Genomic DNA, 23,366 nt, shown 5'->3' with positions numbered 1-23,366 from the left:
CCGGGTCCTAGCTCACGCCCTTCATCAGCCGCAGCACCGGCTTGACCGAGAGCAGCAGGCCGGCGCCCACGAGGATCGCGATGCCGCCGAGGATCGCGAAGTACGGCACCTCGTTCTTCGGGTCGTAGAAGCGAACGAGCCATCCCGAGATCGCCGTTCCGAGCGCGATCGACAGGAAGAACAGCGCGACCATCTGCGTGTGGAAGACCGTCGGGGCGAGCTTGGTCGTGACGGACAGGCCGACCGGCGAGATGAGCAGCTCGGCGATCGTGAACACGAGGAGGATGCCGACGATCGCGAGCAGCGGCGTCGAGTTGGCTGCGCCGTTCGCGAAGATCAGGAAGAGCAGGAACGCGGATCCCATGATCATCGCCCCGAGCGCGAACTTCACGGGCGTGGACGGCTGGCGCGAGCCGAGGCGCGTCCAGATCGCGGCGAAGACGCCGGACAGGATGATGATGAACACGGGGTTGATCGACTGCACCCACGACACCGGCATCTCGAAGCCGAAGATGTTGCGGTCGAGGCGCTCGTCGGAGTAGACCGTGAGCACCGTGAACTGCTGCTGGTAGAGGGACCAGAACGCGACGCTCGTGACGAACAGCGGCAGGAAGCCCCAGACGCGCGAACGCTCGGTCGCGTCGATCCGACGGCTGCTCAGGATGACGGCGAAGTAGGCGATCGCGGCGACGACCGTGCCGATGATCACAATCGTGGAGAGGTTGTCGGGCTTGATCACCCCGAGCAGCACCAGCGCCACGATGAGGAGAACGGCGGCGACGGCGATGATCGCGACGAGCGGGTAGCGCTTCGCGGGGAGCGGGTTGGGCACGCGGCGGGCCTCGTCGGGCAGCCCGCGGCGGCCGAACGCGTACTGCACGAGCCCGAGCGTCATCCCGATAGCCGCGAGGCCGAAGCCGAAGTGGAAGCCGAGGGTCGACTGCAGGATGCCGGTGAGGATCGGTCCGAGGAAGGCGCCGAGGTTGATGCCGAGGTAGAACAGCGAGAACCCGGCGTCGCGGCGCGTGTCGTCGGCGCTGTACAGCGTGCCGACCACGGAGGTGGCGTTGGCCTTGAGCCCGCCGGAGCCGAGGGCGACGAGGACGAGGCCCACGCCGACACCGAGGAAGCCCGGGAGCAGAGCGAGCGCGACGTGGCCGGCGACGATCACGATCGCGCTGAGGAACAAAACCCGCTCGGAGCCCAGCATCCGGTCCGCGATCCACGCGCCGAGAATGGTGGAGAGGTACACGGAGCCGCCGTACGCTCCGACGATGCCACCGGCGACCGCCTGCGGGAGTCCGAGTCCGCCCTCCGTGACGGAGAAGTACAAGTAGATCAGCAGGATGCCCTGCATGCCGTAGAAGCTGAAGCGCTCCCACATCTCGACGCCGAAGACGTGGACGAGCGCCCACGGCTGCCCGAAGAAACGGGTGTCCTGGCGGTCGCTCGCGCTGGTCTGCTCTGCGGTGCTCATCCCTCGACGGTACTCCGCAGAAGCCCCTCGGGGTGATTCGATCAGCGCGGGAGAGGCCTACCCCAACCGCTGACACCCCGGTCGCGGGTTTCGCGCCTGAGGCGATGAGGGACAGACTGTGAGGGTGCGAACCATCCGTGATCTCGACACCGTTGAACTCATCATCGACGCGCAGGGCGTGCTGGACTCGATCCGCGGCCCGGAACGCGTGATCGACGCCGGCACGCTGCGCGCGCTGCAGCAGTCGGGAAACTACGTCGTCGGCCTGTTCGACGGCGAGGGCGGGGAGGAGCGGATGGTCGGCGCGTCGATCGCGTTCTTCGGCGCACCGGCCCGGCGCGCGATGCACTCCCACATCACGGCGCTGCTGCCCGAGTACCGCGGTCGCGGATGGGGTCGCGAGCTCAAGGAGCACCAGCGCCAGTGGGCGTTCTCCCGGGACGTCGGACGCATCACCTGGACGTACGACCCGCTCGTCGCGCGCAACGCGCACTTCTTCCTCACCGTGCTCGGCGCGCGCGTGACGGGATATTCGATCAACCGCTACGGCATCTTCGGCGGAGGGGATGCCGGCGACGAGAGCGACCGACTCGACGTCGAGTGGGCGCTCGCGGACATCGCGAAGACACCGGACTCCGATCTCGTGGTCGAGACGCTCGAGATCCCGTCCGACATCGAGGCGCTGCGGGAGTCCGACCCCGCCGCCGCCCACGAGTGGCGCACCCGCCTCCGCGCGCAGATGGAGGGCCTGCTCGGCAGCGGGCTGCAGATCGCGGGCTTCGACGTCGAGCGGGGATACCTGTTCACGCGCGCATAATCCAGCGCGGATAGAATTGTCGTGCCCGGATTCCCGGGTTTCTCCGCATCCCTCCGCATCCGACCATTGGAGCCACCGTGGCCGAACAGTCCCGTCTCGACAAGGTCATCGCCCTTGCCCGCCATCGCGGGTTCGTCTTCCAGGCGGGTGAGATCTACGGCGGTTCCCGGTCCGCGTGGGACTACGGACCCCTCGGCACGGAGCTCAAGGAGAACATCCGCCGTCAGTGGTGGCAGACGTTCGTCCGCGGCCGCGGCGACATGGTCGGGCTCGACTCGAGCATCATCCTGCCGAAGCGCGTGTGGGAGGCCTCGGGCCACGTCGCGACGTTCACGGACCCGCTGGTCGAGTGCCTGAGCTGCCACAAGCGCTTCCGCGCCGACAACCTCATCGAGGACTTCGAGGCGCGCAAGGGGCGCAAGGCCGAGAACGGTCTGGCCGACATCCCCTGCCCGAACTGCGGCACCAAGGGCCAGTACACCGAGCCGAAGTCGTTCTCGGGCCTCGTCAAGACCTATCTCGGCGTCGTCGACGACGAGTCGGGCCTGCATTTCCTGCGTCCGGAGACCGCCCAGGGCATCTTCGTGAACTTCTCGAACGTGCTCACCGCGAGCCGCAAGAAGCCGCCGTTCGGCATCGGCCAGGTCGGCAAGGCGTTCCGCAACGAGATCACCCCCGGCAACTTCATCTTCCGCACGCGCGAGTTCGAGCAGATGGAGATCGAGTACTTCACGCCGCCGGCCGATGCGCCGCAGTGGTTCGAGCACTGGGTCGAGGCGTGCTGGAACTGGTTCATCGACCTGGGCATCGACCCGGAGAACATGCGCCAGTTCGACGTGCCCGAGGAGGACCGCGCGCACTACTCCGCCGGGACGATCGACGTCGAGTACCGGTTCGGCTTCCAGGGCAAGGAGTGGGGCGAGCTCATGGGTGTCGCCAACCGCACCGACTACGACCTGTCGAGCCACAGCGAGGCCTCGGGTCAGAGCCTCACGTACTTCGACCAGGCGTCGGGCGAGCGGTACACGCCGTACGTGATCGAGCCCTCGTTCGGTCTGACCCGCGCGATGATGGCGTTCCTCGTCGACGCGTACGTGGAGGAGGAGGTGCCGAACGCGAAGGGCGGCACCGACGTCCGCACGGTGCTCAAGCTCGACCCGCGTCTCGCGCCGGTGAAGGCCGCCGTGCTCCCGCTCTCGCGCAACGAGCGTCTCTCGCCGCTCGCCCGTGAGGTCGCCGACACGCTCCGCAGCTCGTGGGCGGTGGACTTCGACGACGCCGGTGCCATCGGCCGCCGCTACCGCCGACAGGACGAGATCGGCACGCCGTTCTGCGTCACGGTCGACTTCGACTCCCTCGACGACAACGCCGTGACGGTGCGCGATCGCGACACCATGGCGCAGGAGCGCGTGGCGATCGACCAGCTGCACGCGTACCTCGCGGATCGCCTCAAGGGGGCGTGAGTCCGGACCCGGCGACCGCGCGCGCGTACCTCTCCGACAGCACCTGCAGTCGCGGGATCAGCTCGGGAGGGGACTCGACCGTGAAGTCCATCATCAGCATCCCGATGTACGCCGCGACCGTGTCGAGACTGTCGGCTCCCGTCACCAGGATGCAGTGGGAGTCGTCGACCGGTTCGACGACTCCCACGGCGGCGTGGATGCGGTCGAGCACCGCCTCGGCGGGGGCGTCGATGCGCAGTCGGGCGTGGACGACCCATCCGCTCACGGCGATCGTGCGCATCGCGAACGCCGTGTAGTCCCCGCCGGGGAGCGGATGCGGTGCGAATCGTCGTCGCGTCGGCATCCGCACGGCCATCCAGTCCACGCGGTACGTCGACCACTCACCGGTGTGCGGTTCGCGACCGACGAGGTACCAGCGGCGATGCCAGGTGAGGAGTCGGTACGGCTCGGCCAGCACGGGGACGCCGTCGTACTCGAAGCGCAGCCACTCCTCGTTCCGGATCGCGGTGGCGATCGCCTGCAGCGCGGCGGCGTCGACCTCGGGGTCGGGGGCATCGGTGTCGTTGTTCTCCGGTGCCCGGTCGACGCTCGATCGCAGCGCGTCGACCGTGGGGCGCAGGTGCGACGGCAGGACCTGCTCGAGCTTGGCGAGGGCGCGAGCGCCGGAGTCCGCGATCCCGGCCACCCCTGCGGCGGCACGGAGCCCGACCGCGACGGCGACGGCCTCCTCGTCGTCGAGCAGCAGCGGCGGGAGCTTGCCTCCGACGCCGAGTCGGTAGCCGCCCGCGGAGCCGCGTGCGGCGTCGACCGGATAGCCGAGGCCACGGAGTCGATCGATGTCGTGGCGGACCGTGCGCGCGGAGACGCCCAACCGTGCGGAGAGCTCACTGCCCGAGCGTCCGGGAGCGGTCTGCAGCAGCGCCAGGAGCGCGAGGAGACGTGCGGTCGGATCGGCCATCGGATCTCCCGGGAGCAGTTTCACGTATTAGGAACGTATTCAACCTAATGGCTTCCTACCGTGGAGACATGGACAACACGAACCTCACCTTCCGCCCCTTCACCGTCTCGGTCTCCGCCGCCGAGGTCGCCGATCTCCACGATCGCCTCGCCCGCACGCGCCTGCCTCAGCCGTCGCCCACGGACGACTGGGATGCCGGTACGCCGAACTCCTACCTCCGCGAGGCGATCGCCGCGTGGCAGGAGTTCGACTGGCCGGCCGCTCAGGAGCGGCTCAACGCCGTGCCGCGGTTCACGACGGAGATCGACGGACAGACGATCCACTTCCTCCACGTCCGCTCCCGGCACGACGGCGCCACGCCCCTCCTGCTCGCCCACACGTATCCGGGGTCGTCCGTCGACTATCTCGACCTCATCGACGAGCTCGTCGACCCCGTCGCGCACGGCGGCCGCGCCGAGGACGCGTTCGACGTCGTGATCCCCGACGCCCCCGGTTTCGGGTTCTCGCAGCCCCTGGCCTCACCCGGATGGACCACGGCCCGCGTCGCCGAGGCGTACGACCGCCTGATGCGCGGACTCGGCTATGACCGCTACGGCATCCACGGCTCCGATAACGGGGCCATGGTCGCCCGCGAACTGGGGGTGCGGGATCCGGAGGGGTTCCTCGGGCTGCACGTGCTGCAGCTGTTCTCGTTCCCGTCGGGGGACCCCGCGGAGTTCGAGCGCCTCGAGCCCCAGGACTACGCCGGGCTCGAGCACATGCAGTGGTTCCAGTCGGTCGGCGGCTACAACGCGATGAACTCCTCGCGACCGCAGACCGTGTCCGTCGGGATCAGCGACTCCCCGGTGGGTCTCCTCGCCTACAGCGAGCTGTTCAACTCCTTCGGCAACGGCACCTCCCTCGTGCCGCTCGAGAAGATCCTGCTCGAGGTCAGCGTGAACTGGTTCGCGAACGCGGCGTCCGGAATGAGCCGCAGCTACCTCGAGAACTCGCGGGCGGATGCGGCCGAGGGCGACGAGCCCCGGATCAACGCCGCGCCCACCGGCGTCGCGGTCTTCGCCGACGACTTCCAGACGATCCGGGTGTTCGCCGAGCGGGACAACTCGAACATCGTGCACTGGAGCCGCTTCGACGACGGAGGGCACTTCGCGGCGCTGGAGCGCCCGGCGGTTCTGGCGGGTGACATCCGCGCGTTCTTCGCCGGTCGTCGCTGATCGTCACTGAGCCGCCACGACACCGCCGAGCCCCTCCTGTCCGCGGACAGGAGGGGCTCGGACGTTCGGGGTTCGGGGCCTACCATGTCCTCATGATCCAGGACCTGTCGTGATCGAGGAGTGGAGCGAGTTCCACGTCGCCATGGCGGGCGCGACCGCCGCCCTCGCCGGCCTCGTGATCGTCGCGGCGAGTGTGAACATCGCCGAGATCGTGAAATCGCGGACGCTCACCGCCCGTCTGCTCGCGGGCATCGCCGCGCTCCTGCTCGCGCTCACGGTCTCGGCTCTGGGTCTCGTGCCGCGGATCGATCCCCTCTGGTTCGGCGTGCTCACCCTGATCGCCACCGTGCTCGCCGCCGCACTGCAGGCGAATGCGACGTGGTTGATCGCGCGGGACCCGGATCCGAGCGACCGGGCGAAACCGCTGAAGTACCTCGTCGGGTTCCTCCCGATCGCCGCGTATCTCGGTGCCGGGGCGCTCGTGGCGGCCGGGCACCCCGCAGGCATGTACCTCGCGGCGGCCGGGTGCGTGCTCGCGGTCGTGTCGGCGATCGTCGTCTCGTGGGTGGCTCTGGTCGAGGTCCTGCGCTGACCCTCACGTGCGCGGCCGGTTCCCTCAGCCCGTGACCGTGATCTCCACCTCGGGGGAGCCGCCGGCCTCCATCCAGGCGAGCGATCGCTCGAGGATGCCGCGGAGAACGCCCAGGTCGACGTCCTCGAGGTCCTTGATGTAGAGGCAGCTCGCACCGGTGGTGTGCGGCCCGAGCGCGGTCAGCGCCTCGGCGTGCGCGTCGGCGCCCTCGAAGAGGTAGATCGTCGTCGCAGCCGCGCGCGGCGCGAACCCGAGCAGACCGCTGTCTCCCTCGGTCCCGGTGGGGTAGCGGTAGTGGCAGGAGCCGAATCCGATGATCGTGCCCCAGGTCTTCGGCTCACGGCCCGAGACCTCCTGCATGAGTGCGGCGACCGTCTCGGCATCCCGCCGTCGGATCGCCGGCTTGGCGCGAGCGATCAGTCCGGCGACATCGTCGCCCGTGGGCTTCATCCCTTCGCCGCCTTCGCCGCGGCCTTCATGGCCTTCTTGTGCTCGCGCACCTTGGTGAGGGACTCGGGCGACACGATGTCGGCGACGCTGCGGAACGACCCGTCCTCCCCGTACGCGCCGGCGGCCTCGCGCCACCCCTCGCCGGTGAACCCGTACTGCTTGCCGAGCAGGGCCAGGAAGATCCTCGCCTTCTGCTCGCCGAACCCGGGAAGGGCCTTCAGGCGCTTCAGCACTTCGGGGCCGTCCGGGTCGCCGCGGGTCCACAGCGCGGCGGCGTCTCCGCCCCAGTGATCGACGAGGTCCTGGCACAGCGTCTGCACGCGGGTCGCCATGGACCCCGGGAAGCGGTGCACGGCCGGAGTGGTCCTGAACGCCTCGAGGAACTGCTCGGGATCCATGCCGGCGATGGACGCGGCGTCCGCGGCACCCGTGCGCTGCTCGATCTTGAGCGGGCCCGCGAACGCGGTCTCCATCGGCACCTGCTGGTCGAGCAGCATGCCGACCAGCAGCGCGAGAGGGTTGTCGGTCAGGAGCGCGTCGGCGGCGGTGTCTCCGGTGATGTGAAGGGCCATGACTCCAGTGTGGCAGTCCGCGTCCCCAGCCGCCGCCGTCTCTCCGCGGACGGCGTCCTCGTCGGGGCGCCGCGGATCAGGCGGATGCGGCGTCGTCCACGGCGGAGTGCGCGGGCTCGACCGGCTCCAGGCCGTAGAGCGTCGAGAGCGCGGCCGCGAACTCGTCGGCGCGCCCGGCGTCGGCGAGCTCGTGCGCGCGCGTCGTCGGCGCGTGCAGCAGCACCCCGGCGAGGTGGCGCAGCGCCTGCTCGACCTTGCCGTCCTGATCGCCGCGCGCGCGAGCGCGATCGATCTCCGAGTCCAGCAGGGAGAAGATGTGCGAGCGCAGCGCGACGACCGACGGCGTGACGCTCTGGCGACTTCCGACGACGTGGAACGTGTCCGCGGCCTCGCGGACGACGGTGCGCGCGGCATCCGTCGCCTGCAGCTCCTCGAGCGGGGCGTGCAGGCTGATGGTCTCGAGGTCGAGGAGGGCGACGCCCTCGAGCGCGGCGATCGCCGGGTCGACGTTGCGCGGCATGCCGAGATCGATCACGAGCTGGCTGTGCGAGGCGACCGGGCAGCCGACCGCGGCAGAACCGGCGGGAGCCGCGAGATGCGCGGGCGTGAGGACAGGCTCGGTCGCGGTCGTGCAGGTGATCAGGAGGCTCGATCGCGAGGCGACGTGCGCGTAGTCCGCGGCCGGCACCGCGCGGAGGCCGTGCTTCGCGGCGAACTTCTCCGCGCGACCGGAGGGCGAGTACACCGAGATGTCGAGCGCGCCGCGCTCGCGCAGTGTCGCGAGAGTGACCGCGGCATAGGCGCCGGTGCCGACGAGCAGCACGCGCTCGGCGGACCAGTCGGCGATGCGGCTGTCGGCGAGCTCGAGCGCGAGACGGACGAGCGAGCGTCCGGCGCGGCCCAGGGCCGTGACGTTCTTGACCTTGCGCTGCGCCTGGCTCGCGCGCTGGAACAGGCGCTCGAGCTCGGGGGAGGTCGTGCCGTCCTTGCGGGCGCTCTTGAGTGCGCGGCGCACCTGGCCGGCGATCTCGCCCTCACCGGACACGACGGACTCGAGACCGGACGCGACGGAGAAGAGGTGCTCGGCGACGTGACGACCGGAGTGGACCTCGTACGCGCCGTCCAGTTCGCCGACGGTGATGCCGGTCGCGGACTCGACCGCCTCGAGCACGGCTTCGACGCCGATCGCCCCCGCCGCGGTGACGGGCTCGTCCATCTCGACGTACGCCTCGAAGCGGTTGCACGTCGCGAGAACGACAGCACCCTGCACGCACGACGCGGCGTCCACCACGGTGGAGGCGACGTCGTCGGGGGTGCGGCTCAGGCGTTCGAGCAGTTCGAAGGAGGCGGTCTTGTGACTCGCCGTGACACACAGCAGCACCCCACGAGTCTACCCCTCCTCGCACACAGGTCGGTCTGGGGGCGGAGTGGGAGGATGGAGTCATGCCCCTCTCCGACGCTCCGCTGCTGCGAGCCCTCACCGGTCCCCGTCCCGAGCGCACGCCCGTCTGGTTCATGCGTCAGGCCGGTCGCTCGCTGCCCGAGTACCGCGAGCTGCGCGTGGGAACGCGGATGCTGGACGCCTGCCTCACCCCGGACCTCGCCGCCGAGATCACGCTCCAGCCCGTGCGTCGTCACGGCGTGGACGCCGCCGTGTTCTTCAGCGACATCGTGATCCCGCTGCGCCTCGCGGGCGTCGACGTCGAGATCGAGCCGGGCCGCGGTCCGGTGTTCGCGAACCCGGTGCGCACCGCTGCGGACGTCGAGCGCATCACGTCGATCGACCCCGAGTCGCTCGACGGCGCCGCGGTCGCCGAGGCCGTGCGCATCGTGACCGCCGAGCTCGGGGAGACCCCGCTCATCGGCTTCGCGGGCGCGCCGTTCACGCTCGCCGCCTATCTGGTCGAGGGCGGTCCGTCGAAGGAGCATCTGCGTGCGCGCGCCATGATGCACGCGGACCCGGACTCCTGGGAGCGTCTCGCCGGATGGCTCGCCCGCGTCTCACGGCGGTTCCTCGAGATCCAGCGCGATGCGGGGGCCTCGGTCGTGCAGCTGTTCGACTCGTGGGCAGGCTCGCTGAGCCCCGCCGACTACCGGCGCTTCGTCGCCCCCCACTCGCACGCCGCCCTCGACGGCATCGGCGTCCCCACCATCCACTTCGGGGTCGGCACCGGGCCGTTCCTCTCCGACATGCGTCTCGACGGTGTCGCCGACGGCGTGGGGGTCGACTGGCGTCTGCCGCTCGACGAGGCTGCGGCGATCGTCGGTCCGGACACCGCGCTGCAGGGCAACATCGACCCCGCGCTGCTGTCGGCGCCGTGGCCGGTGCTCGAGGCGCACGTCCGCGATGTGCTCGAGCGCGGGCGGTCCGCCAGGGGCCACATCCTCAACCTCGGGCACGGCGTCCCTCCCGAGACCGACCCCGATCAGCTCACGCGCATCGTCGAGCTCGTCCACTCATGACCGGCGTTCGGGAGGGCGGTGTCGATCCCGCCGCGACGTCGCGCGCGGAGCTCGAGGCCCGTGCCGCGCATGCTGCGGAGCGCCACGTCGTCGTGATCGGCGGAGGGATCGGCGGGCTCATCGCCGCGCGCGAGTGCGCCAAGGTGGGCATGCGCGTCACCGTGCTCGAGGCGGAGCGGGCCGTCGGCGGTGCGATCCGCCGGGCGGACCTCGACGGGGTCGTGCTCGACGCCGGTGCCGAGAGCTACGCGACCCGCGGCGGCCACGTGCGCGCACTCCTCGCCGACCTCGGGCTGGTCGACCGCATCGTCGCTCCCGCCGCGGGCGGGGCGTGGCTCGCGGGCATCCCCGGCGTCGGCGCGGCTCCGCTCCCGGTCGGCGGCATCCTCGGCATCCCGAGCAACCCGTTCCAGGAGGACGTGCGCCGGATCATCGGCTGGTCGGGCGTGTGGCGCGCCTACCTCGACCGTCTCCGCCCACCGCTCACCATCGGACACGATCACAGCCTCGGCCGGCTCGTCCGCACCCGCATGGGCGCGAAGGTCCGGGACCGGCTCGTCGCTCCCGTCACGACCGGCGTGTACTCGGCGTCGCCCGAGGACGTCGACGTCGAGATCGCGGCGCCCGGTCTGAACGCGGCCCTCACGAGCGTCGGATCGCTGTCCGGCGCGGTGCAGGCCCTGCGCGACGAGGGCGCGGCCCGTGCGGCTCGGGCGACCTCGCCCGGCGCAGCGGTGGAGGGACTGCGCGGGGGCATGAGCACGCTCGTGGACGCGCTCGTCGCCGACATCGAGAAGCTCGGCGGCGTGGTGCGCACCGGCGTGCGGGTGACCGGGGTGACGCGAACGGGCGAGCGGTGGATCGTCGTCGCGGAGCAGCAGGACTCGCCGGAGCCCGCGGATGCGGACGCGGCGGCCCCGGAGCCAGAACCCGTCGAGCTCGAGGCCGACGGCGTCGTCGTCGCGACGTCCGAGACGGCGGCACGCTCGCTCCTCGCCGGAGTGGTCCCCGCGTGGTCGGATGCCGGTGCGGCGGAGTCCCCGGAGATCGAGATCGTCACCCTGCTCCTCGCGCCCCGCGCCCTGCAGGGTGCTCCGCGCGGAACCGGGGTCCTCACGGTGCCCGGGAGTCACACGGCGAAGGCGCTCACGCACTCGAGCGCGAAATGGAGCTGGGTGCGGGAGGCCGCCGGGGATCGGCACGTCGTCCGTGTGTCCTTCGGCGCGCAGGGCGAGCCGGCGGCGACCGCCGGGCTCGACGACGAGGCTGCGGCCCGACTCGCGCTGCAGGAGGCGGGGGCACTCCTCGGAGCGTCGTTCGCCGAGACGGATCTCCTCGCCTCTCACCGCTCGCGGTTCGTGCAGGCGCAGCCGGCGTCCATCATCGGCTCGGCGGCGCGACGGGAAGCCGCGCGCGCCGCCGTGCAGGCCGTATCCGGTCTCGCCGTGGTCGGAGCATGGCTCGCCGGCACCGGTCTCGCGCAGGTCGTCCCCGATGCGCACGACGAGGCCGACCGTCTCCGCCGTGCACTGCTCTGGGACTGAGTCGAGCGCTCCCGCGGCCGCGGACGGGCCGGGATCGAAGGCGATCGTCGTCGATCTGTCAACCCTCTGTGCGATAGATGCCGGATTCGGCATACGGCGTTACGCTGGACACCTGGCAGGCGGCGCCGAGCCGCCGGGTCGCCCTCGGGCGGTCGCACCGGAACAACGTGAGGAGACCCCATGAAGGGGAAGATCGGACTCGTCGTAGGACTCGGCGTGGGATACGTCCTCGGGACGCGCGCCGGCCGTGAGCGCTACGAGCAGATCAAGACGCAGTGGCTCAAGGTGTGGCACCTCGATCCCGTGCAGGAGCAGGTCGAGAAGGTCAAGGGCTACGTCGGCGACAAGGCCGCAGCCGTCCCCGGAGCCATCTGGTCGGGCGTGCAGAAGGTCGTGAACTCCGCGAACGGCCGGGGCACGGCCGGGCAGCGCCTCGACGCCGCCGTCGCCGCCGGTCGCAAGGCCGCCGAGGACGTCGTCGACGCGACCGAGGACGCCGTCGACGAGGCCAAGGCCGCCGCCAAGAAGCCGGCGCCGAAGAAGCCCGCCGCGAAGAAGCCGGCATCCACGCGATCGACGTCGTCGCGCTCCACGACGAAGTCCGGTGACTGACCATGCCCCGGGGATACCGCGATCGCGCGGATGACAGTCTGCTGTCGCTGATCGGCGACCTGCCCGAACTGATCGGAAACCTCGTCAAGGCCGAGATCGACGCCGGGAAGAAGTGGGTCGCGAAGACGGCGAAGGGCGCCGGGATCGGCGCCATCTGGTTCGTCGTCGCATTGTTCTTCCTGTTCTGGGCCGTACCCGTGATCCTCGTGTTCGCGATCGCGGGGATCTCGTCATGGTGGCCGGTCTGGCTGTCGGCGCTCGCCGTGTTCGGCATCCTCCTCCTCGCCGTGCTGTTCTTCGCGCTGCTCGGCATCCTGAAGTTCCGCAAGGTGCTCCGCCGCGAGAACCCCGCCCAGGCGATCGGCGAAGACCTCCGACTCGTGAAGGAAGCCGGCGATGACGAACTCTGACAACTCGGTCCGCGGTCCCCGCCAGGTGCGGTCGGGGGCACGCGATCCTCGACGCGGCTCGCAGGCGTCGTTCACCTCGCTGCCGAAGACGGCGGTGCCCGCCGGCATCGTCGACCCGGTCGAGTCGGCGCGCGCCGAGCTGAAGGCCGCGCTGGCCGCGATCGAGGTCAAGGGCAACTTCCCTCGGCGCATCGACAAGGCGTCGAAGCGCGCCGCCGTGAAGGCCCGCGCGTTCGCGAACCGCAACCCGGCCGGAGCGATCGCCGCTGCCGTCGGCGTCGCCGCCGTGGTCGGCGGCGCGGTGTGGGTCATCGCGCGCGCACTCTCCCGCTGAGCCGAGCGGATCCGTCGACGCGGTCTCCCGCGGCGCACGTCCTCTCCCGCGTTCGCTACTCCTCCGCAAAGGGGGCAGACTGGTCCCATGTCCGATGAGCGCGAAGACAACCCGTCCGGCTTCACCCTGTGGGCCGTGTGGCGGCGCAATCCCGACGTCCCGGTGACCGAGTCCGACTCCACGGAGCTCGAGACCATCGTGGGCTACGTCGAGGATTCCGGTGTCACCGTCCGCGGGTTCTACGACGTGTCCGGGCTGAAGGCCGACGCCGACCTCATGGTGTGGCTGCACGGCGACACCGCGGAGGAGCTGCAGCGTGCTCTGCGCCGCCTGCGTCGCACCGAGCTGCTGCGCTCGCTGCTCCCGGTGTGGAACGTCATGGGAGTGCACCGTGACGCCGAGTTCAACCGCGCTCACGTGCCGGGATTCCTCCGCGGCGTCGAGCCCAAGGACTGGCTGTGCCTGTACCCGTTCGTCCGCACTCCCGAGTGGTACCTCGCTCCGGAGGAGGAGCGTCGGAAGATGCTCGCCGACCATGGGCGCAAGGGCGCCGCGTTCACGGGCGTGATCGCGAACACGGTCGCGGCCTTCGCGCTCGGCGACTACGAGTGGATCCTGCCGATGGAGGCCGACGACGTCACCGACCTCGTCGACATGATGCGCGACCTGCGCTACACCGATGCGCGCCTCTACGTGAAGGAGGAGGTGCCCTTCTACACGGGGCGCCGACTCCGGTTCGACGAGATCGCGGACGTCCTGCAGTAGGTCGTCCATGAGCATCTCGATCAACCGGTCCGCACCCATCCGGCTGGGCACCCGGCGCAGCGCGCTCGCGCAGGCGCAGTCCGGCCACGTCGCCACGGCCCTCGAGAAGGTGTCCGGGCGCCCGGTCGAGCTCGTCCCGATCACGAGCGAGGGCGACACGAACCGCGCCTCGCTGTCGGAGATCGGCGGTCAGGGCATCTTCGCCACGCGGCTGCGCGAGGCACTGCTCGCGGGGGAGTGCGATTTCCTCGTCCATTCGCTCAAGGACCTCCCGACAGCGATCCCCGACGGCCTCGTGATCGCCGCCACTCCGGTGCGGGCGGACGCCCGCGACGTCGCGATCACCCGCGGTGGCACTCCGCTGCATGAACTGCGCTCCGGCAGCACGGTCGGCACGGGGTCTCCCCGCCGCATCGCTCAGGTGCGGCGTCGGTCTCCGCACGCGAGAGTCGTCGACCTGCGCGGCAACGTCGACTCGCGTCTGCAGCGCGTCGCCTCGGGGGAGCTGGATGCCGTGATCCTCGCCGCCGCGGGCCTGTCGCGTCTCGGCACGGACTCGCCCCTGCGCCGTGAGGAGCTCGGACTCGCCGAGTGGCCGACCGCTCCGGGGCAGGGTGCTCTGGCGATCGAGACGCGTACGGATGCGCCTCAGGAGCTCCTCGACGCGCTCTCCGCACTGGACGATCACGACACTCGCGTGGCCATCACGGTCGAGCGCGCGGTGCTTGAGGGGCTGGATGCCGGTTGTCAAGCCCCCATGGCCGCGCATGCGGTCCTCCAGGGCGACGAGATCCGCGTCAGGACGGTCGTGTACGCCCCTGAGGGGGAGCGTCGGATCGGTCTCGACGTCACCGAGGTGCTGAACGGGGAGTATATTCGTCGGAACGGCAGTGGCAATGGGGCGGATGCTGCCGATGGTGCAGACCCGATGCACGCAGCGCGCGAGCTCGGGTTGACTGTTGCCCGTCGGCTGCTCGAACAAGGGGCGGCCGACCTTGTTTCCCGAGAGCATTCTTCATGACTGAACCGAAGCAGGACCGACCGCTGAGCGGCTGGCGCATCCTCGTGCCGCGTGGGGGGCCGTGGGGCGACGGCGTCGCCGCGAGCCTCCGCGCCCAGGGCGCCGTCCCCGTGGTGGCGCCGTTGATCAACTTCGCGCCGACCACGGACCAGGCGGCCCTCGACGTGGCGCTCGCGCAGCTCGCGGACGGCGCGTACGACTGGCTGACCGTCACGAGCGCGACGACCGTCGACGTGATGTTCGCGCACCGTGCGGTCGTGCCTCGTGAGACGAAGATCGCCGCCGTGGGGGAGACCACGGCCGCGGCGCTCCAGGCCGTCGGCTACGAGGTCGCCCTGGTGCCCGATCAGGACAACTCGGCGGAGGGCATGGCCGAGCAGCTGATCGCTCTCGAGACGGAGCCGCGGCGCATCCTCGCCCTGCGGAGCGAGATCGCGAAGCCCGTGCTCAGCGTCCACCTGCAGGAGGCCGGGCACGACGTCGACAGCGTCGTGGCCTATCGCACGGTCGGTGTGCCGGTGACGGATCGCATCAAGCGCGACGTCGAGAACGGTCGCATCAACGCGATCCTCATCACGAGCGGCTCGGTCGCGGCCCAGGTGCGCGAGCAGTTCCCGGAGATCCCCGACGAGACCCTGCTCGCGGCGATCGGTCCGCGCACGGCGAGGGACGCCGACAAGGCCGGACTCCCGATCACCGTCGTGGCCGACCGGCAGACCGTCGACGCTCTCATCGACGCGGTGTCGACGTTCACGCTTCCGCACGCGGCGGACGAGTTGGCGCCGTGAGCTTCCCCGACGTGCGACTGCGTCGCCTGCGCCGATCGCCGGCGGTTCGCGGCCTGGTGCGCGAGACCTCGATCGAGCCGCGCCAGCTGGTGCTGCCGGTGTTCGTGCGCGAGGGCCTCACGGAGGCACAGCCGATCGGCTCGATGCCCGGCGTCGCGCAGCACTCGCTCGACTCGCTCAGGGCCGTCGCGACCGAGGCCGCGGAGGCCGGTGTCGGCGGCGTCATGCTGTTCGGCGTGCCGGCCGTGCGCGATGCGCGGGGCTCGGGGGCGGACGATCCGCGAGGCATCCTGAACGTGGCGACCGAGGCGCTCGCCGCCGAGGTCGGTGACGCGCTGGTCGTGCAGACGGACCTGTGCCTCGACGAGTTCACGGACCATGGGCATTGCGGTGTCCTGGCGGCCGACGGCTCGGTCGACAACGACGCGACGCTCGAGCGCTACACATCGATGGCGCTCGCGCAGGCGCGGGCCGGGTCGCAGCTCCTGGGGCTCTCGGGCATGATGGACGGCCAGGTCGCGGTCATCCGCCGGGCTCTCGACGCCGAGGGGTTCACCGACACGCTGCTCCTCGCCTATGCGGCGAAGTACGCGAGCGCCTTCTACGGTCCGTTCCGTGAGGCCGTGGATTCGCAGCTGAAGGGAGATCGTCGGACTTACCAGCTCGACCCGGGCAACCGGCGCGAGGGCGTGCGCGAGGCCGTCGTCGACGAGCAGGAGGGCGCCGACATCGTCATGGTCAAGCCCGCGATGGCGTTCCTCGACGTGCTGCGCGAGGTGCGCGACGCCGTCGACATCCCCGTGTGGGCGTACCAGGTGTCGGGCGAGTACGCCATGATCGAGGCGGCCGCGGCGAACGGGTGGATCGATCGTCGTGCGTCGATCCTGGAGTCGTTGCTGTCGATCCGTCGCGCGGGCGCCGATGCCGTGCTCACGTACTGGGCGACCGAGGCCGCGCGCTGGCTGCGCGGCTGAGCGCCCCTTCCTGACGGGCGGCTCGGGTCCTGAGTCCCGTACCCAGCGGCTCGGGCTAGCCTGGAACGCGTGCTCGGAGCCTTCCGGGCGACGTCTGAGGAGTGTGCTGTGCCCGACCGCGTTGTGACCGACCGCAATGACGACCTGTTCTCCGCCGCACGTGCGGTGATCCCCGGTGGCGTGAACTCGCCGGTGCGGGCGTACGGGTCCGTCGGGGGCACGCCGCGCTTCCTGGCCTCGGCGCGCGGGGCGCGGGTGACGGATGCCGCGGGCGTCGAGTACGTCGATCTCGTCGCGTCCTGGGGTCCGGCGCTGCTCGGACATGCACATCCCGAGGTCGTCGCCGCGGTGCAGGAGGCCGCTGCGCGCGGTCTGTCCTTCGGCGCCCCGACCGAGGGCGAGGTGGAGCTCGCCGAGCTGATCGCCGACCGTGTGCGGGTGGGCGACGCCGCGCCGATCGAGCGCGTGCGTCTGGTGTCGACGGGCACCGAGGCGACGATGACCGCGATCCGACTGGCTCGCGGTGCCACGGGCCGCGACCTGCTCGTGAAGTTCGCCGGGCACTACCACGGCCACTCCGACGGTCTCCTCGCGGCCGCGGGGTCCGGCGTCGCCACGCTCGCGCTGCCCGGCTCGGCCGGTGTGCCGGCGCCGATCGCCGCGCAGACCCTGGTCATCGACTACAACGACCGGGATGCGCTCGACGCGGTGTTCGCGGAGCACGGCGACCGCATCGCCGCCGTGATCGTCGAGGCCGCCGCCGCCAACATGGGCGTCGTGGCGCCGGAGCCCGGATTCAACCGCTTCCTCGCCGAGACCGCGCACGCGCACGGCGCGCTCCTGATCCTGGACGAGGTGCTCACGGGCTTCCGCGTGCACCCCGCCGGGTTCTGGGGTCTGCAGGCCGCGGCCGGAGAGCTGTACGCCCCGGACATCGTCACGTTCGGCAAGGTCGTGGGCGGCGGGATGCCTCTCGCCGCGCTGGGGGGCCGCGCCGAGGTGATGGACCTGCTGGCGCCGGTGGGCCCCGTGTACCAGGCGGGCACCCTGTCGGGGAACCCGCTCTCGGTCGCAGCCGGCCTCGCGACGTTGCGTCTGGCGACCCCGGAGGTCTACGCCGCGGTCGACGCTGCGGCGGCACGCGTCGCCTCCGCCCTCGACAGCGCTCTCTCCGACGCGGGAGTCCCGCACGCGGTCGCCCACGCCGGGAACCTGTTCAACGCGTCCTTCCGTGCGGCCGCCCCGCGAGACTATGCGGAGGCGCAGGCGCAGGAGTCGTTCCGGTACGCCCCGTTCTTCCACAGCATGCGGGCGCAGGGCGTGGCTCTGCCGCCGAGCGTCTTCGAGGCGTGGTTCCTCACTGCCGCTCACGGTGACGAGGACCTCCAGCGCATCGAGGCGGCTCTGCCCGTCGCCGCCCAGGCCGCGGCAGACGCCCACGCCTGACACGCGGCGCACGAATCCGGATCGCATGACCCGAGTCACGTGAACATGACGCGTGGCCGTGGGACGTCGCGGTAGGAGCGTCCGAGCGGACTGAGCCAGTCGATCGTCCCGTCCGGGAGCTGTCGCGCACTCCACCGATGGTCGTCGGCGATGTCCGGATGCTTGAGCACGTGATGGGTCGCGCAGAGGTGCCCGAGGTTGTGCACCTCGGTGCGGCCGCCCTTCGCATGATCGTGGGTGTGATCGACCTGGCATCGGTGCACGGGCATGCGACATCCGGGGAAGCGGCAGTGCTGGTCGCGTGCGCGGAGGAACCGGCGCATCGGCTCGGTGGGTGTGTACGTGTCGGTCTCGGTGACCAGGCCGCGCGCGTCGAGGAAGAGGCGTGACCATCCGCTGTTGCGGCCCGCCAGGGCCCGTGCGATGTCGGGGTGCAGCGGACCGACGCCGTCGATCTCGGCGGGGCGATCATCCAGCCCGGCCAGCGTCGTCGCCGCGACCGTCACCTGGATGCGGGCCTGGATGCCGTCGAGAGCCTGTCCGTGCGCGGCGGAAGGGTCGACCGCGAGCAACAGGTCGGTGAGCAGATCGGCGCGCACCTGGTCGATGGTGCGGTCGTCCGGGGGGATGCGAGCACCGTCGGGGAGGCGAGCGCCGTCGGGGGTCTCGACTTCGGGGGCCTCGATTTCGGGAGTCTCGACCGGATCGGTCACCCCATCGACGGCGAGTCGGGTTTCGGGGTCCGCCGCCGTGTCGATCAGCGGGTCGGTCGTGAACGTGCCGTCGCCGAAGATCGCTCGGTCGTCGCGCGCGGGCTCCGACACGCGTGCGGCGACGACCCCGCGTGCGAGGCGGGTCAGGCGATCCATGATCGCGACGGCCAGGTGCTCGGGGAGGACCACGGTCAGCAGCGCCAGACCGTCGTCGACGGAGCGCATGGTCACCGCGCGCTCCGACCGCGCGCGGGCATGACGCTCGTTCACCGTGACTCCGGCCAGGACGGCGGCGAGAGCGCGCACGTGCACGGCCGTCCGTGCGGGGGATTCGCTCTGCGCGACGATCACCGCACCGGAATCGAAGACGCTCACCGCGCCGGGCTCCGCGATCCCGTTGTCGACCGCTTCGCGCACGATGCCGCCCTCGCGGACGATCGCCCGCACATGAGCGGCCGTGATCGACCCCGCGCGGAACGCGGCGAGCACCTCGGGGTGGCTCCGGTGGAGGAAGGCGGCATCGGTGAAGGCGTACTCCACCGCCCCGGTGGAGAGGCGTCCGGCCGCGGCGTACTCGGCGATCATCGAGCGATGGATCGCATCGCGATGGAAGGGGTTCTCCGCCGCGTCCGACTGCGACAACGTCATCCGCTCGGCGAGCAGCGACGATGCCTGGGCCTCCAGGACGGCGATCCGTCGCCGCTTCTCGACCCAGGCGTCGAGCAGGGCGCGACGGCGGTCGAGGTCGGGTTCCGGAATTGCTGCCATGCCTCCAGTTTAGTAGATTTGTTCGAAACTCGAGCAGAACATCGGAATGAACGAGGGCGTGATGGTGGGAACGGACAAGGGATCGTTGTGGTCCTGTGAAGAAGACGCAGGCAACTGGCAGGGTGCCGCTGGCAGACTGTACGCATGGTGACGTTGCTGCTGGACCAGACGCAACTCGAGGTCGTGCTCTCCCCGATCGAGCGCGCGGCCAGCTTCCATCGGGACAACCTCCGTATCGCGCGAGAGACGATCACGAAGGTCCAGCTCACCGACGACGCGTGGACGTGGCTGCGCGGCGTGCCGAACCCGGGCACGCACATCCCGGGAGTCCTCGCCTCGGGGAGCTGGAAGGCCGCGGGCAGCGTCGACTTCGTGCTCATCCGGCGGCACCGTCCGAGCGTCGTGATCGATCTCGAGGGCGACCCGCAGTTCCGACGCCTGATCCTCACGACGCGACACGGCCTCGCGCTCACGCAGGCTCTCCGGCTCGACGTCTCCGCCGAGGCCGCTGACGTCGAGGAGATCGTCGCCACCGCGCCGACGCCCGTGTCCAAGCAGCGCCGGCGGCCCGTCATCCGCCCCCGGCCCGCCTAGTCCTCGAAGACGCGAATGCCCTCCACGCCGATCGGTGCGGAGGGCATTCGTCGTTCGAGGAGCGGCGTCAGTCCTGTCGGCCCTCGTCGTCCCGGCCCTGCTCGTGCTCGTCGCTCTGCTCGCGCTCGCCGGTCTCGCTCTGCTCGTGCTCGTTGTTCTGCTCGCGCTCGCCGGTCTCGCTCTGCTCGTGCTCGTCGCTCTGCTCGTGCTCGTCGGTCTCGGCCTGATGGCCGTCTGCGCTCGGATCGGCGGCCGGCGCCCAGGCGGGGACCTGGTCGATGACCCCGGTGCTCGCGACGGACCACTGCGCTTCGTCGCCCGACCCGTCGCCTTCGCGTGCGGGATCGGCGTCGTCGGACCCGGCGGCGTCCTCACCCGGGGTCGCGGCTGACGTCTCCGCGTCGCCGAGCGGGTAGTCCGCGGGTTCGTCGTCGTAGTACGCGCGTGCCGCGGCCGCGAGCATCGTCGACACCGCGGCCGAGCGGGGGTCCGACTCGTCGGGCTCGCCCGCCTGACCGTCGTCGCCGTCCTGCGCGCCGAGGTCGTCGAAGACCTCGACACCGGAGGCGTCGGCGACCGACCCGTCCGCCGCGGGAGCGTCCGCGGTCTCGTCGGGGTTCTCGCCATCGGGGGCGCTGCCCGTTCCGAACAGGATGTCGTCGAACGAGGGTGCCGGAGCGTCGGCGTTAGCGTCCTCGGCATCCGACGCATCGTCGTGCTCGGTCGAGTCGTGCTCGGTCGAGTCGTGCTCGGTCGCGTCCTCGTCGGACCGGTCGACGTCGGCGGCAGGCTCCGCCTCCGCGTCCACGGCGTGCTCGGTCGCGTCCTCGTCGGACCGGTCGACGTCGACGGCAGGCTCCGCCTCCGCGTCCACGGCGAGCTCGTGTGCGGGTTCGGCGTCGGTCGGCTCCGGAGCGTCCGCCTCGACCGGGGTCTCCGTCTCCGGGGCGTCGACGGCGATCGCGCCCTCGACGCTCGCGGGCGCGCCGGGCACTGCGGCATCGATCGGCGGCACGACGACAGCACCGGCATCCGCTTCGACGGCACCGGCATCCGCCTCGACGGCGTCGGCATCCGCCTCCACCTCGACGGGCGCGGGAGCCGGCTCCTGCGGGACGACGTGCTCCGAGGCGGGGGCCGCCGCGCCGCGCGCGCCGAGAGTCCCGCCGCGGACCAGGTCGATGAAGACGTCCTCGAGCGTGGGGCCGCGCTGCACGAGAGTGCTGAGTGCGACGCCCGCCGACGCGGCGATCGCGCCGACCGTCTGGGCGTCGCCGCCGCGGACACGGAGGCCGGAACGCAGCACCTCGACCTCGAAGCCCGCCGACGCGAGCGCGGTGCGCAGTCCGACGCGATCGGCGGAGTCGACGACCACGGATCCGCCCGAGGGATCGGCGAGCGTCTCGATGCCGCTCGACAGCACCAGCTGTCCCTTCGAGAGCACCAGCACGTGATCGGCGACCTGCTCGATCTCGCTGAGCACGTGGGACGAGACGAGAACCGTGCGGCCCTCGTCGGCGAGGCGACGCATGAGGAGCCGCATCCACCGGATGCCCTCGGGGTCGAGTCCGTTCGCGGGCTCGTCGAAGACCAGGGCGCCGGGATCGCCGAGAAGCGCGTGCGCGACGCTCAGGCGCTGGCGCATCCCGAGCGAGAAGCTGCCGACGCGTCCTTCCGCCTCATGCTCGAGACCCACGAGCGACAGGACCTCGTCGACGCGGGACAGGGGGATGCCGTTGGCCTTGGCCGCGATGGTCAGATGCCGCGAGGCGCTGCGGCGAGGGCGATAGACCGTCTCCTCGAGCACGGCGCCGATCGTGCGCAGCGGGTGGCGCAGCTCGGGATACGCGACGCCGCCGATCGTGGCGGTGCCGCTCGTGGCGCGCACCTGTCCGAGGAGGATGCGCAGAGAGGTGGTCTTCCCCGCGCCGTTGGGGCCGAGGAAAGCTGTGACGACTCCCGGCTCGACACGTGCGGAGAGGTCGGAGACCGCCGTCACGTCATTGAAGCGCTTCGTCACGCGCGTGAACTCGAGCACCTGTCCGTCGGGCATCCGCGACCTCTCGTTGCAATGGGCGGTTCCGTCTATCCTGCCGGAAAAGCCGCCGGATCGCGCATTTACCGCACGATCGTGTGCAGAGGCAAGCCCCGGACGACGGGGTAGCCTGGCACGCGTGACCGCATCGACCGCCTCGCCCCGCGTCCTCGTCCGCACGGAAGGGGCACTGGGACGGCTCACCCTCAACCGTCCCGAGGCGATCAACGCGCTCGACGTCGACATGATCCAGGCGCTCACCGCGGCGCTCGCGGCATGGCGCGACGACACCGACGTGCAGATCGTCCTGATCGACGGCGAGGGCGAACGCGGAATGTGCGCGGGCGGCGACGTGCGCGCCCTCTACAACCAGATCGTCGCGGGCCAGGCCGAGACGACGACCGAGTTCTTCCGCTCCGAGTATGCGCTCGACGCCATGATCGCGGAGTACCCGAAGCCCGTGGTCGCCCTGGCCGACGGCATCACGATGGGCGGAGGCATCGGCCTCGCCGGCCACGCCGCGATCCGCATCGTCACGGAGCGTTCGAAGCTCGCGATGCCCGAGACCCGCATCGGCTTCACGCCCGACGTCGGGGGCACCTGGCTGCTCGGTCGGGCCCCCGGGCGCCTCGGGGAGTACTTCGGCCTCACGGGGGCGACCATGGACGGAGCGGACGCCGTGCTCCTCGGCTTCGCCGACCACTTCGTCCCGTCCGATCGACTCGATGCGCTGCGCGAGGCGCTCGCCTACCGCGCCGATCCCACGGGGCCGGCCGAGATCGTCCTGCTCTTCGACGAGACGCCGGAGCCGTCCGCGCTGCCGGCCGCGCAGGAATGGATCGACGACGCGTTCGCCGCCGACACCGTGGCCGGGATCGTGGAGCGACTGCGGGCACGCACCGAACCGGATGCCGCCGCGACGGCCGACCTGCTCGAGGTTCTCGCCCCCACGGCGCTCGCCGTGACGCTCGACGCGGTTCGCGAGGCCCGCGCGATGCCGGGCCTCCGTGCCGCGCTGGAGGGCGAGTACCGCCGTGTGATGTGGTTCGTGCGACAGCACCCCGACCTCGTCGAGGGCATCCGCGCGCAGATCGTCGACAAGGACCGCGACCCCCACTGGAGCCCCGCGACGATCGCCGAGCTCGAGCCGGATGCCGGAGGTCCCGCGCGCGGGTACGTCCCGGAGCGCGCGCTGTTCTGACGACCGCGGCGGTGCCCGTCGGGCGGCGTCCGCGGTTCTTCACCGCGGTGTAGAAACCCCCGGCCGCAGCGCGGATCGGTTCGCTGTGAGCGAAGGTCCCCCCAGAGGGGGATACGAATGTCGCCGGTTCGTGGCACTCTTGCATGTGCGCGATC

23 protein-coding genes are annotated in these 23,366 nt (G+C 71.1%); 16 read left to right on the top strand and 7 right to left on the bottom strand.

What is annotated here, in order from left to right:
• Positions 1 to 7: 7 nt before the first annotated feature.
• Complete coding sequence (locus ACIPY8_RS15840) at positions 8 to 1,477, bottom strand: peptide MFS transporter (RefSeq protein WP_400820105.1); 1,470 nt, start codon at positions 1,475 to 1,477, stop codon at positions 8 to 10.
• 124 nt (positions 1,478 to 1,601) lie between these two features.
• On the opposite strand from ACIPY8_RS15840, the gene ACIPY8_RS15835 reads away from it, so the two are divergent.
• Together ACIPY8_RS15835 and ACIPY8_RS15830 are read left to right on the top strand one after the other, a co-directional pair.
• Positions 1,602 to 2,294, top strand: coding sequence for a GNAT family N-acetyltransferase (locus ACIPY8_RS15835; protein ID WP_400820103.1), 693 nt, complete (start codon positions 1,602 to 1,604; stop codon positions 2,292 to 2,294).
• Positions 2,295 to 2,371: 77 nt separating this feature from the next.
• Positions 2,372 to 3,757 carry a glycine--tRNA ligase gene (locus ACIPY8_RS15830; RefSeq protein WP_400820100.1) on the top strand — a complete coding sequence of 462 codons (1,386 nt, stop codon included), beginning with the start codon at positions 2,372 to 2,374 and terminating at the stop codon, positions 3,755 to 3,757.
• Here ACIPY8_RS15830 and ACIPY8_RS15825 read toward each other — a convergent pair.
• A complete protein-coding gene (locus tag ACIPY8_RS15825; RefSeq protein ID WP_400820097.1) occupies positions 3,744 to 4,715 on the bottom strand; it encodes a helix-turn-helix transcriptional regulator in 972 nt (323 codons plus the stop codon). The two genes, ACIPY8_RS15830 and ACIPY8_RS15825, sit on opposite strands and share 14 nt — an antisense overlap.
• 68 nt (positions 4,716 to 4,783) lie before the next feature.
• Here ACIPY8_RS15825 and ACIPY8_RS15820 point away from each other — a divergent pair, with 68 nt between their 5' ends.
• Together ACIPY8_RS15820 and ACIPY8_RS15815 are read left to right on the top strand one after the other, a co-directional pair.
• Positions 4,784 to 5,929, top strand: coding sequence for an epoxide hydrolase family protein (locus ACIPY8_RS15820; protein ID WP_400820094.1), 1,146 nt, complete (start codon positions 4,784 to 4,786; stop codon positions 5,927 to 5,929).
• Positions 5,930 to 6,038: 109 nt separating this feature from the next.
• Positions 6,039 to 6,521, top strand: a complete 483-nt coding sequence (locus ACIPY8_RS15815; protein ID WP_400820092.1) for a hypothetical protein — start codon at positions 6,039 to 6,041, stop codon at positions 6,519 to 6,521.
• A gap of 24 nt (positions 6,522 to 6,545) precedes the next feature.
• On the opposite strand, the gene ACIPY8_RS15810 is transcribed toward ACIPY8_RS15815, so the two are convergent.
• From ACIPY8_RS15810 to ACIPY8_RS15800, 3 genes are all read right to left on the bottom strand, one after another.
• Complete coding sequence (locus tag ACIPY8_RS15810) at positions 6,546 to 6,971, bottom strand: DUF1801 domain-containing protein (protein WP_400820089.1); 426 nt, start codon at positions 6,969 to 6,971, stop codon at positions 6,546 to 6,548.
• Positions 6,968 to 7,543, bottom strand: a complete 576-nt coding sequence (locus ACIPY8_RS15805) for an HhH-GPD-type base excision DNA repair protein (protein WP_400820086.1) — start codon at positions 7,541 to 7,543, stop codon at positions 6,968 to 6,970. The genes ACIPY8_RS15810 and ACIPY8_RS15805 overlap by 4 nt, the downstream gene beginning before the upstream one ends.
• A gap of 76 nt (positions 7,544 to 7,619) precedes the next feature.
• Positions 7,620 to 8,924: a glutamyl-tRNA reductase gene (locus ACIPY8_RS15800; RefSeq protein WP_400820084.1), complete on the bottom strand. Its 1,305-nt coding sequence runs from the start codon at positions 8,922 to 8,924 to the stop codon at positions 7,620 to 7,622.
• Positions 8,925 to 8,986: 62 nt separating this feature from the next.
• On the opposite strand from ACIPY8_RS15800, the gene hemE reads away from it, so the two are divergent.
• The 10 genes from hemE to ACIPY8_RS15750 all read left to right on the top strand — a co-directional run bounded on the left by hemE (position 8,987) and on the right by ACIPY8_RS15750 (position 17,900).
• On the top strand, positions 8,987 to 10,006 hold the full coding sequence (hemE, locus tag ACIPY8_RS15795) for a uroporphyrinogen decarboxylase (protein WP_400820082.1): 1,020 nt from the start codon (positions 8,987 to 8,989) through the stop codon (positions 10,004 to 10,006).
• Positions 10,003 to 11,550, top strand: coding sequence for a protoporphyrinogen oxidase (gene hemG / locus ACIPY8_RS15790; protein ID WP_400820080.1), 1,548 nt, complete (start codon positions 10,003 to 10,005; stop codon positions 11,548 to 11,550). The genes hemE and hemG overlap by 4 nt, the downstream gene beginning before the upstream one ends.
• 180 nt (positions 11,551 to 11,730) lie before the next feature.
• On the top strand, positions 11,731 to 12,162 hold the full coding sequence (locus tag ACIPY8_RS15785) for a hypothetical protein (protein ID WP_400820077.1): 432 nt from the start codon (positions 11,731 to 11,733) through the stop codon (positions 12,160 to 12,162).
• Between the two features lie 2 nt (positions 12,163 to 12,164).
• A complete protein-coding gene (locus tag ACIPY8_RS15780; RefSeq protein ID WP_400820074.1) occupies positions 12,165 to 12,572 on the top strand; it encodes a phage holin family protein in 408 nt (135 codons plus the stop codon).
• Positions 12,559 to 12,906 (top strand): hypothetical protein, encoded by a 348-nt coding sequence (locus ACIPY8_RS15775; RefSeq protein ID WP_400820071.1) that lies wholly within the window; start codon positions 12,559 to 12,561, stop codon positions 12,904 to 12,906. Before ACIPY8_RS15780 ends, ACIPY8_RS15775 begins: the two co-directional genes overlap by 14 nt.
• 87 nt (positions 12,907 to 12,993) lie before the next feature.
• Positions 12,994 to 13,671 carry a hydrogen peroxide-dependent heme synthase gene (gene hemQ / locus ACIPY8_RS15770; protein WP_400820069.1) on the top strand — a complete coding sequence of 226 codons (678 nt, stop codon included), beginning with the start codon at positions 12,994 to 12,996 and terminating at the stop codon, positions 13,669 to 13,671.
• A 7-nt stretch (positions 13,672 to 13,678) separates the two neighbouring features.
• Positions 13,679 to 14,692, top strand: coding sequence for a hydroxymethylbilane synthase (hemC, locus tag ACIPY8_RS15765; protein WP_400820067.1), 1,014 nt, complete (start codon positions 13,679 to 13,681; stop codon positions 14,690 to 14,692).
• Positions 14,689 to 15,480, top strand: coding sequence for a uroporphyrinogen-III synthase (locus ACIPY8_RS15760; protein ID WP_400820065.1), 792 nt, complete (start codon positions 14,689 to 14,691; stop codon positions 15,478 to 15,480). Before hemC ends, ACIPY8_RS15760 begins: the two co-directional genes overlap by 4 nt.
• On the top strand, positions 15,477 to 16,454 hold the full coding sequence (gene hemB, locus ACIPY8_RS15755; RefSeq protein WP_400820063.1) for a porphobilinogen synthase: 978 nt from the start codon (positions 15,477 to 15,479) through the stop codon (positions 16,452 to 16,454). Before ACIPY8_RS15760 ends, hemB begins: the two co-directional genes overlap by 4 nt.
• A 123-nt stretch (positions 16,455 to 16,577) precedes the next feature.
• Positions 16,578 to 17,900: a glutamate-1-semialdehyde 2,1-aminomutase gene (locus tag ACIPY8_RS15750; RefSeq protein ID WP_400820375.1), complete on the top strand. Its 1,323-nt coding sequence runs from the start codon at positions 16,578 to 16,580 to the stop codon at positions 17,898 to 17,900.
• Between the two features lie 35 nt (positions 17,901 to 17,935).
• On the opposite strand, the gene ACIPY8_RS15745 is transcribed toward ACIPY8_RS15750, so the two are convergent.
• On the bottom strand, positions 17,936 to 19,381 hold the full coding sequence (locus ACIPY8_RS15745) for a DUF222 domain-containing protein (protein WP_400820060.1): 1,446 nt from the start codon (positions 19,379 to 19,381) through the stop codon (positions 17,936 to 17,938).
• Between the two features lie 144 nt (positions 19,382 to 19,525).
• Between ACIPY8_RS15745 and ACIPY8_RS15740 the strand changes: the two genes are divergently transcribed.
• On the top strand, positions 19,526 to 19,975 hold the full coding sequence (locus ACIPY8_RS15740; RefSeq protein ID WP_400820057.1) for a hypothetical protein: 450 nt from the start codon (positions 19,526 to 19,528) through the stop codon (positions 19,973 to 19,975).
• A gap of 67 nt (positions 19,976 to 20,042) precedes the next feature.
• On the opposite strand, the gene ACIPY8_RS15735 is transcribed toward ACIPY8_RS15740, so the two are convergent.
• Positions 20,043 to 22,028 carry an ATP-binding cassette domain-containing protein gene (locus ACIPY8_RS15735; protein ID WP_400820055.1) on the bottom strand — a complete coding sequence of 662 codons (1,986 nt, stop codon included), beginning with the start codon at positions 22,026 to 22,028 and terminating at the stop codon, positions 20,043 to 20,045.
• Positions 22,029 to 22,149: 121 nt separating this feature from the next.
• On the opposite strand from ACIPY8_RS15735, the gene ACIPY8_RS15730 reads away from it, so the two are divergent.
• Positions 22,150 to 23,211 carry an enoyl-CoA hydratase/isomerase family protein gene (locus ACIPY8_RS15730; protein ID WP_400820052.1) on the top strand — a complete coding sequence of 354 codons (1,062 nt, stop codon included), beginning with the start codon at positions 22,150 to 22,152 and terminating at the stop codon, positions 23,209 to 23,211.
• The last annotated feature ends 155 nt before the right edge of the window (positions 23,212 to 23,366 follow it).

Source organism: Microbacterium sp. NPDC089696 (assembly GCF_044749125.1).
Lineage (GTDB): Bacteria > Actinomycetota > Actinomycetes > Actinomycetales > Microbacteriaceae > Microbacterium.
Note: the sequence above shows the minus strand (reverse complement) of the source record. Positions and strands in the feature narration are given on the sequence as shown.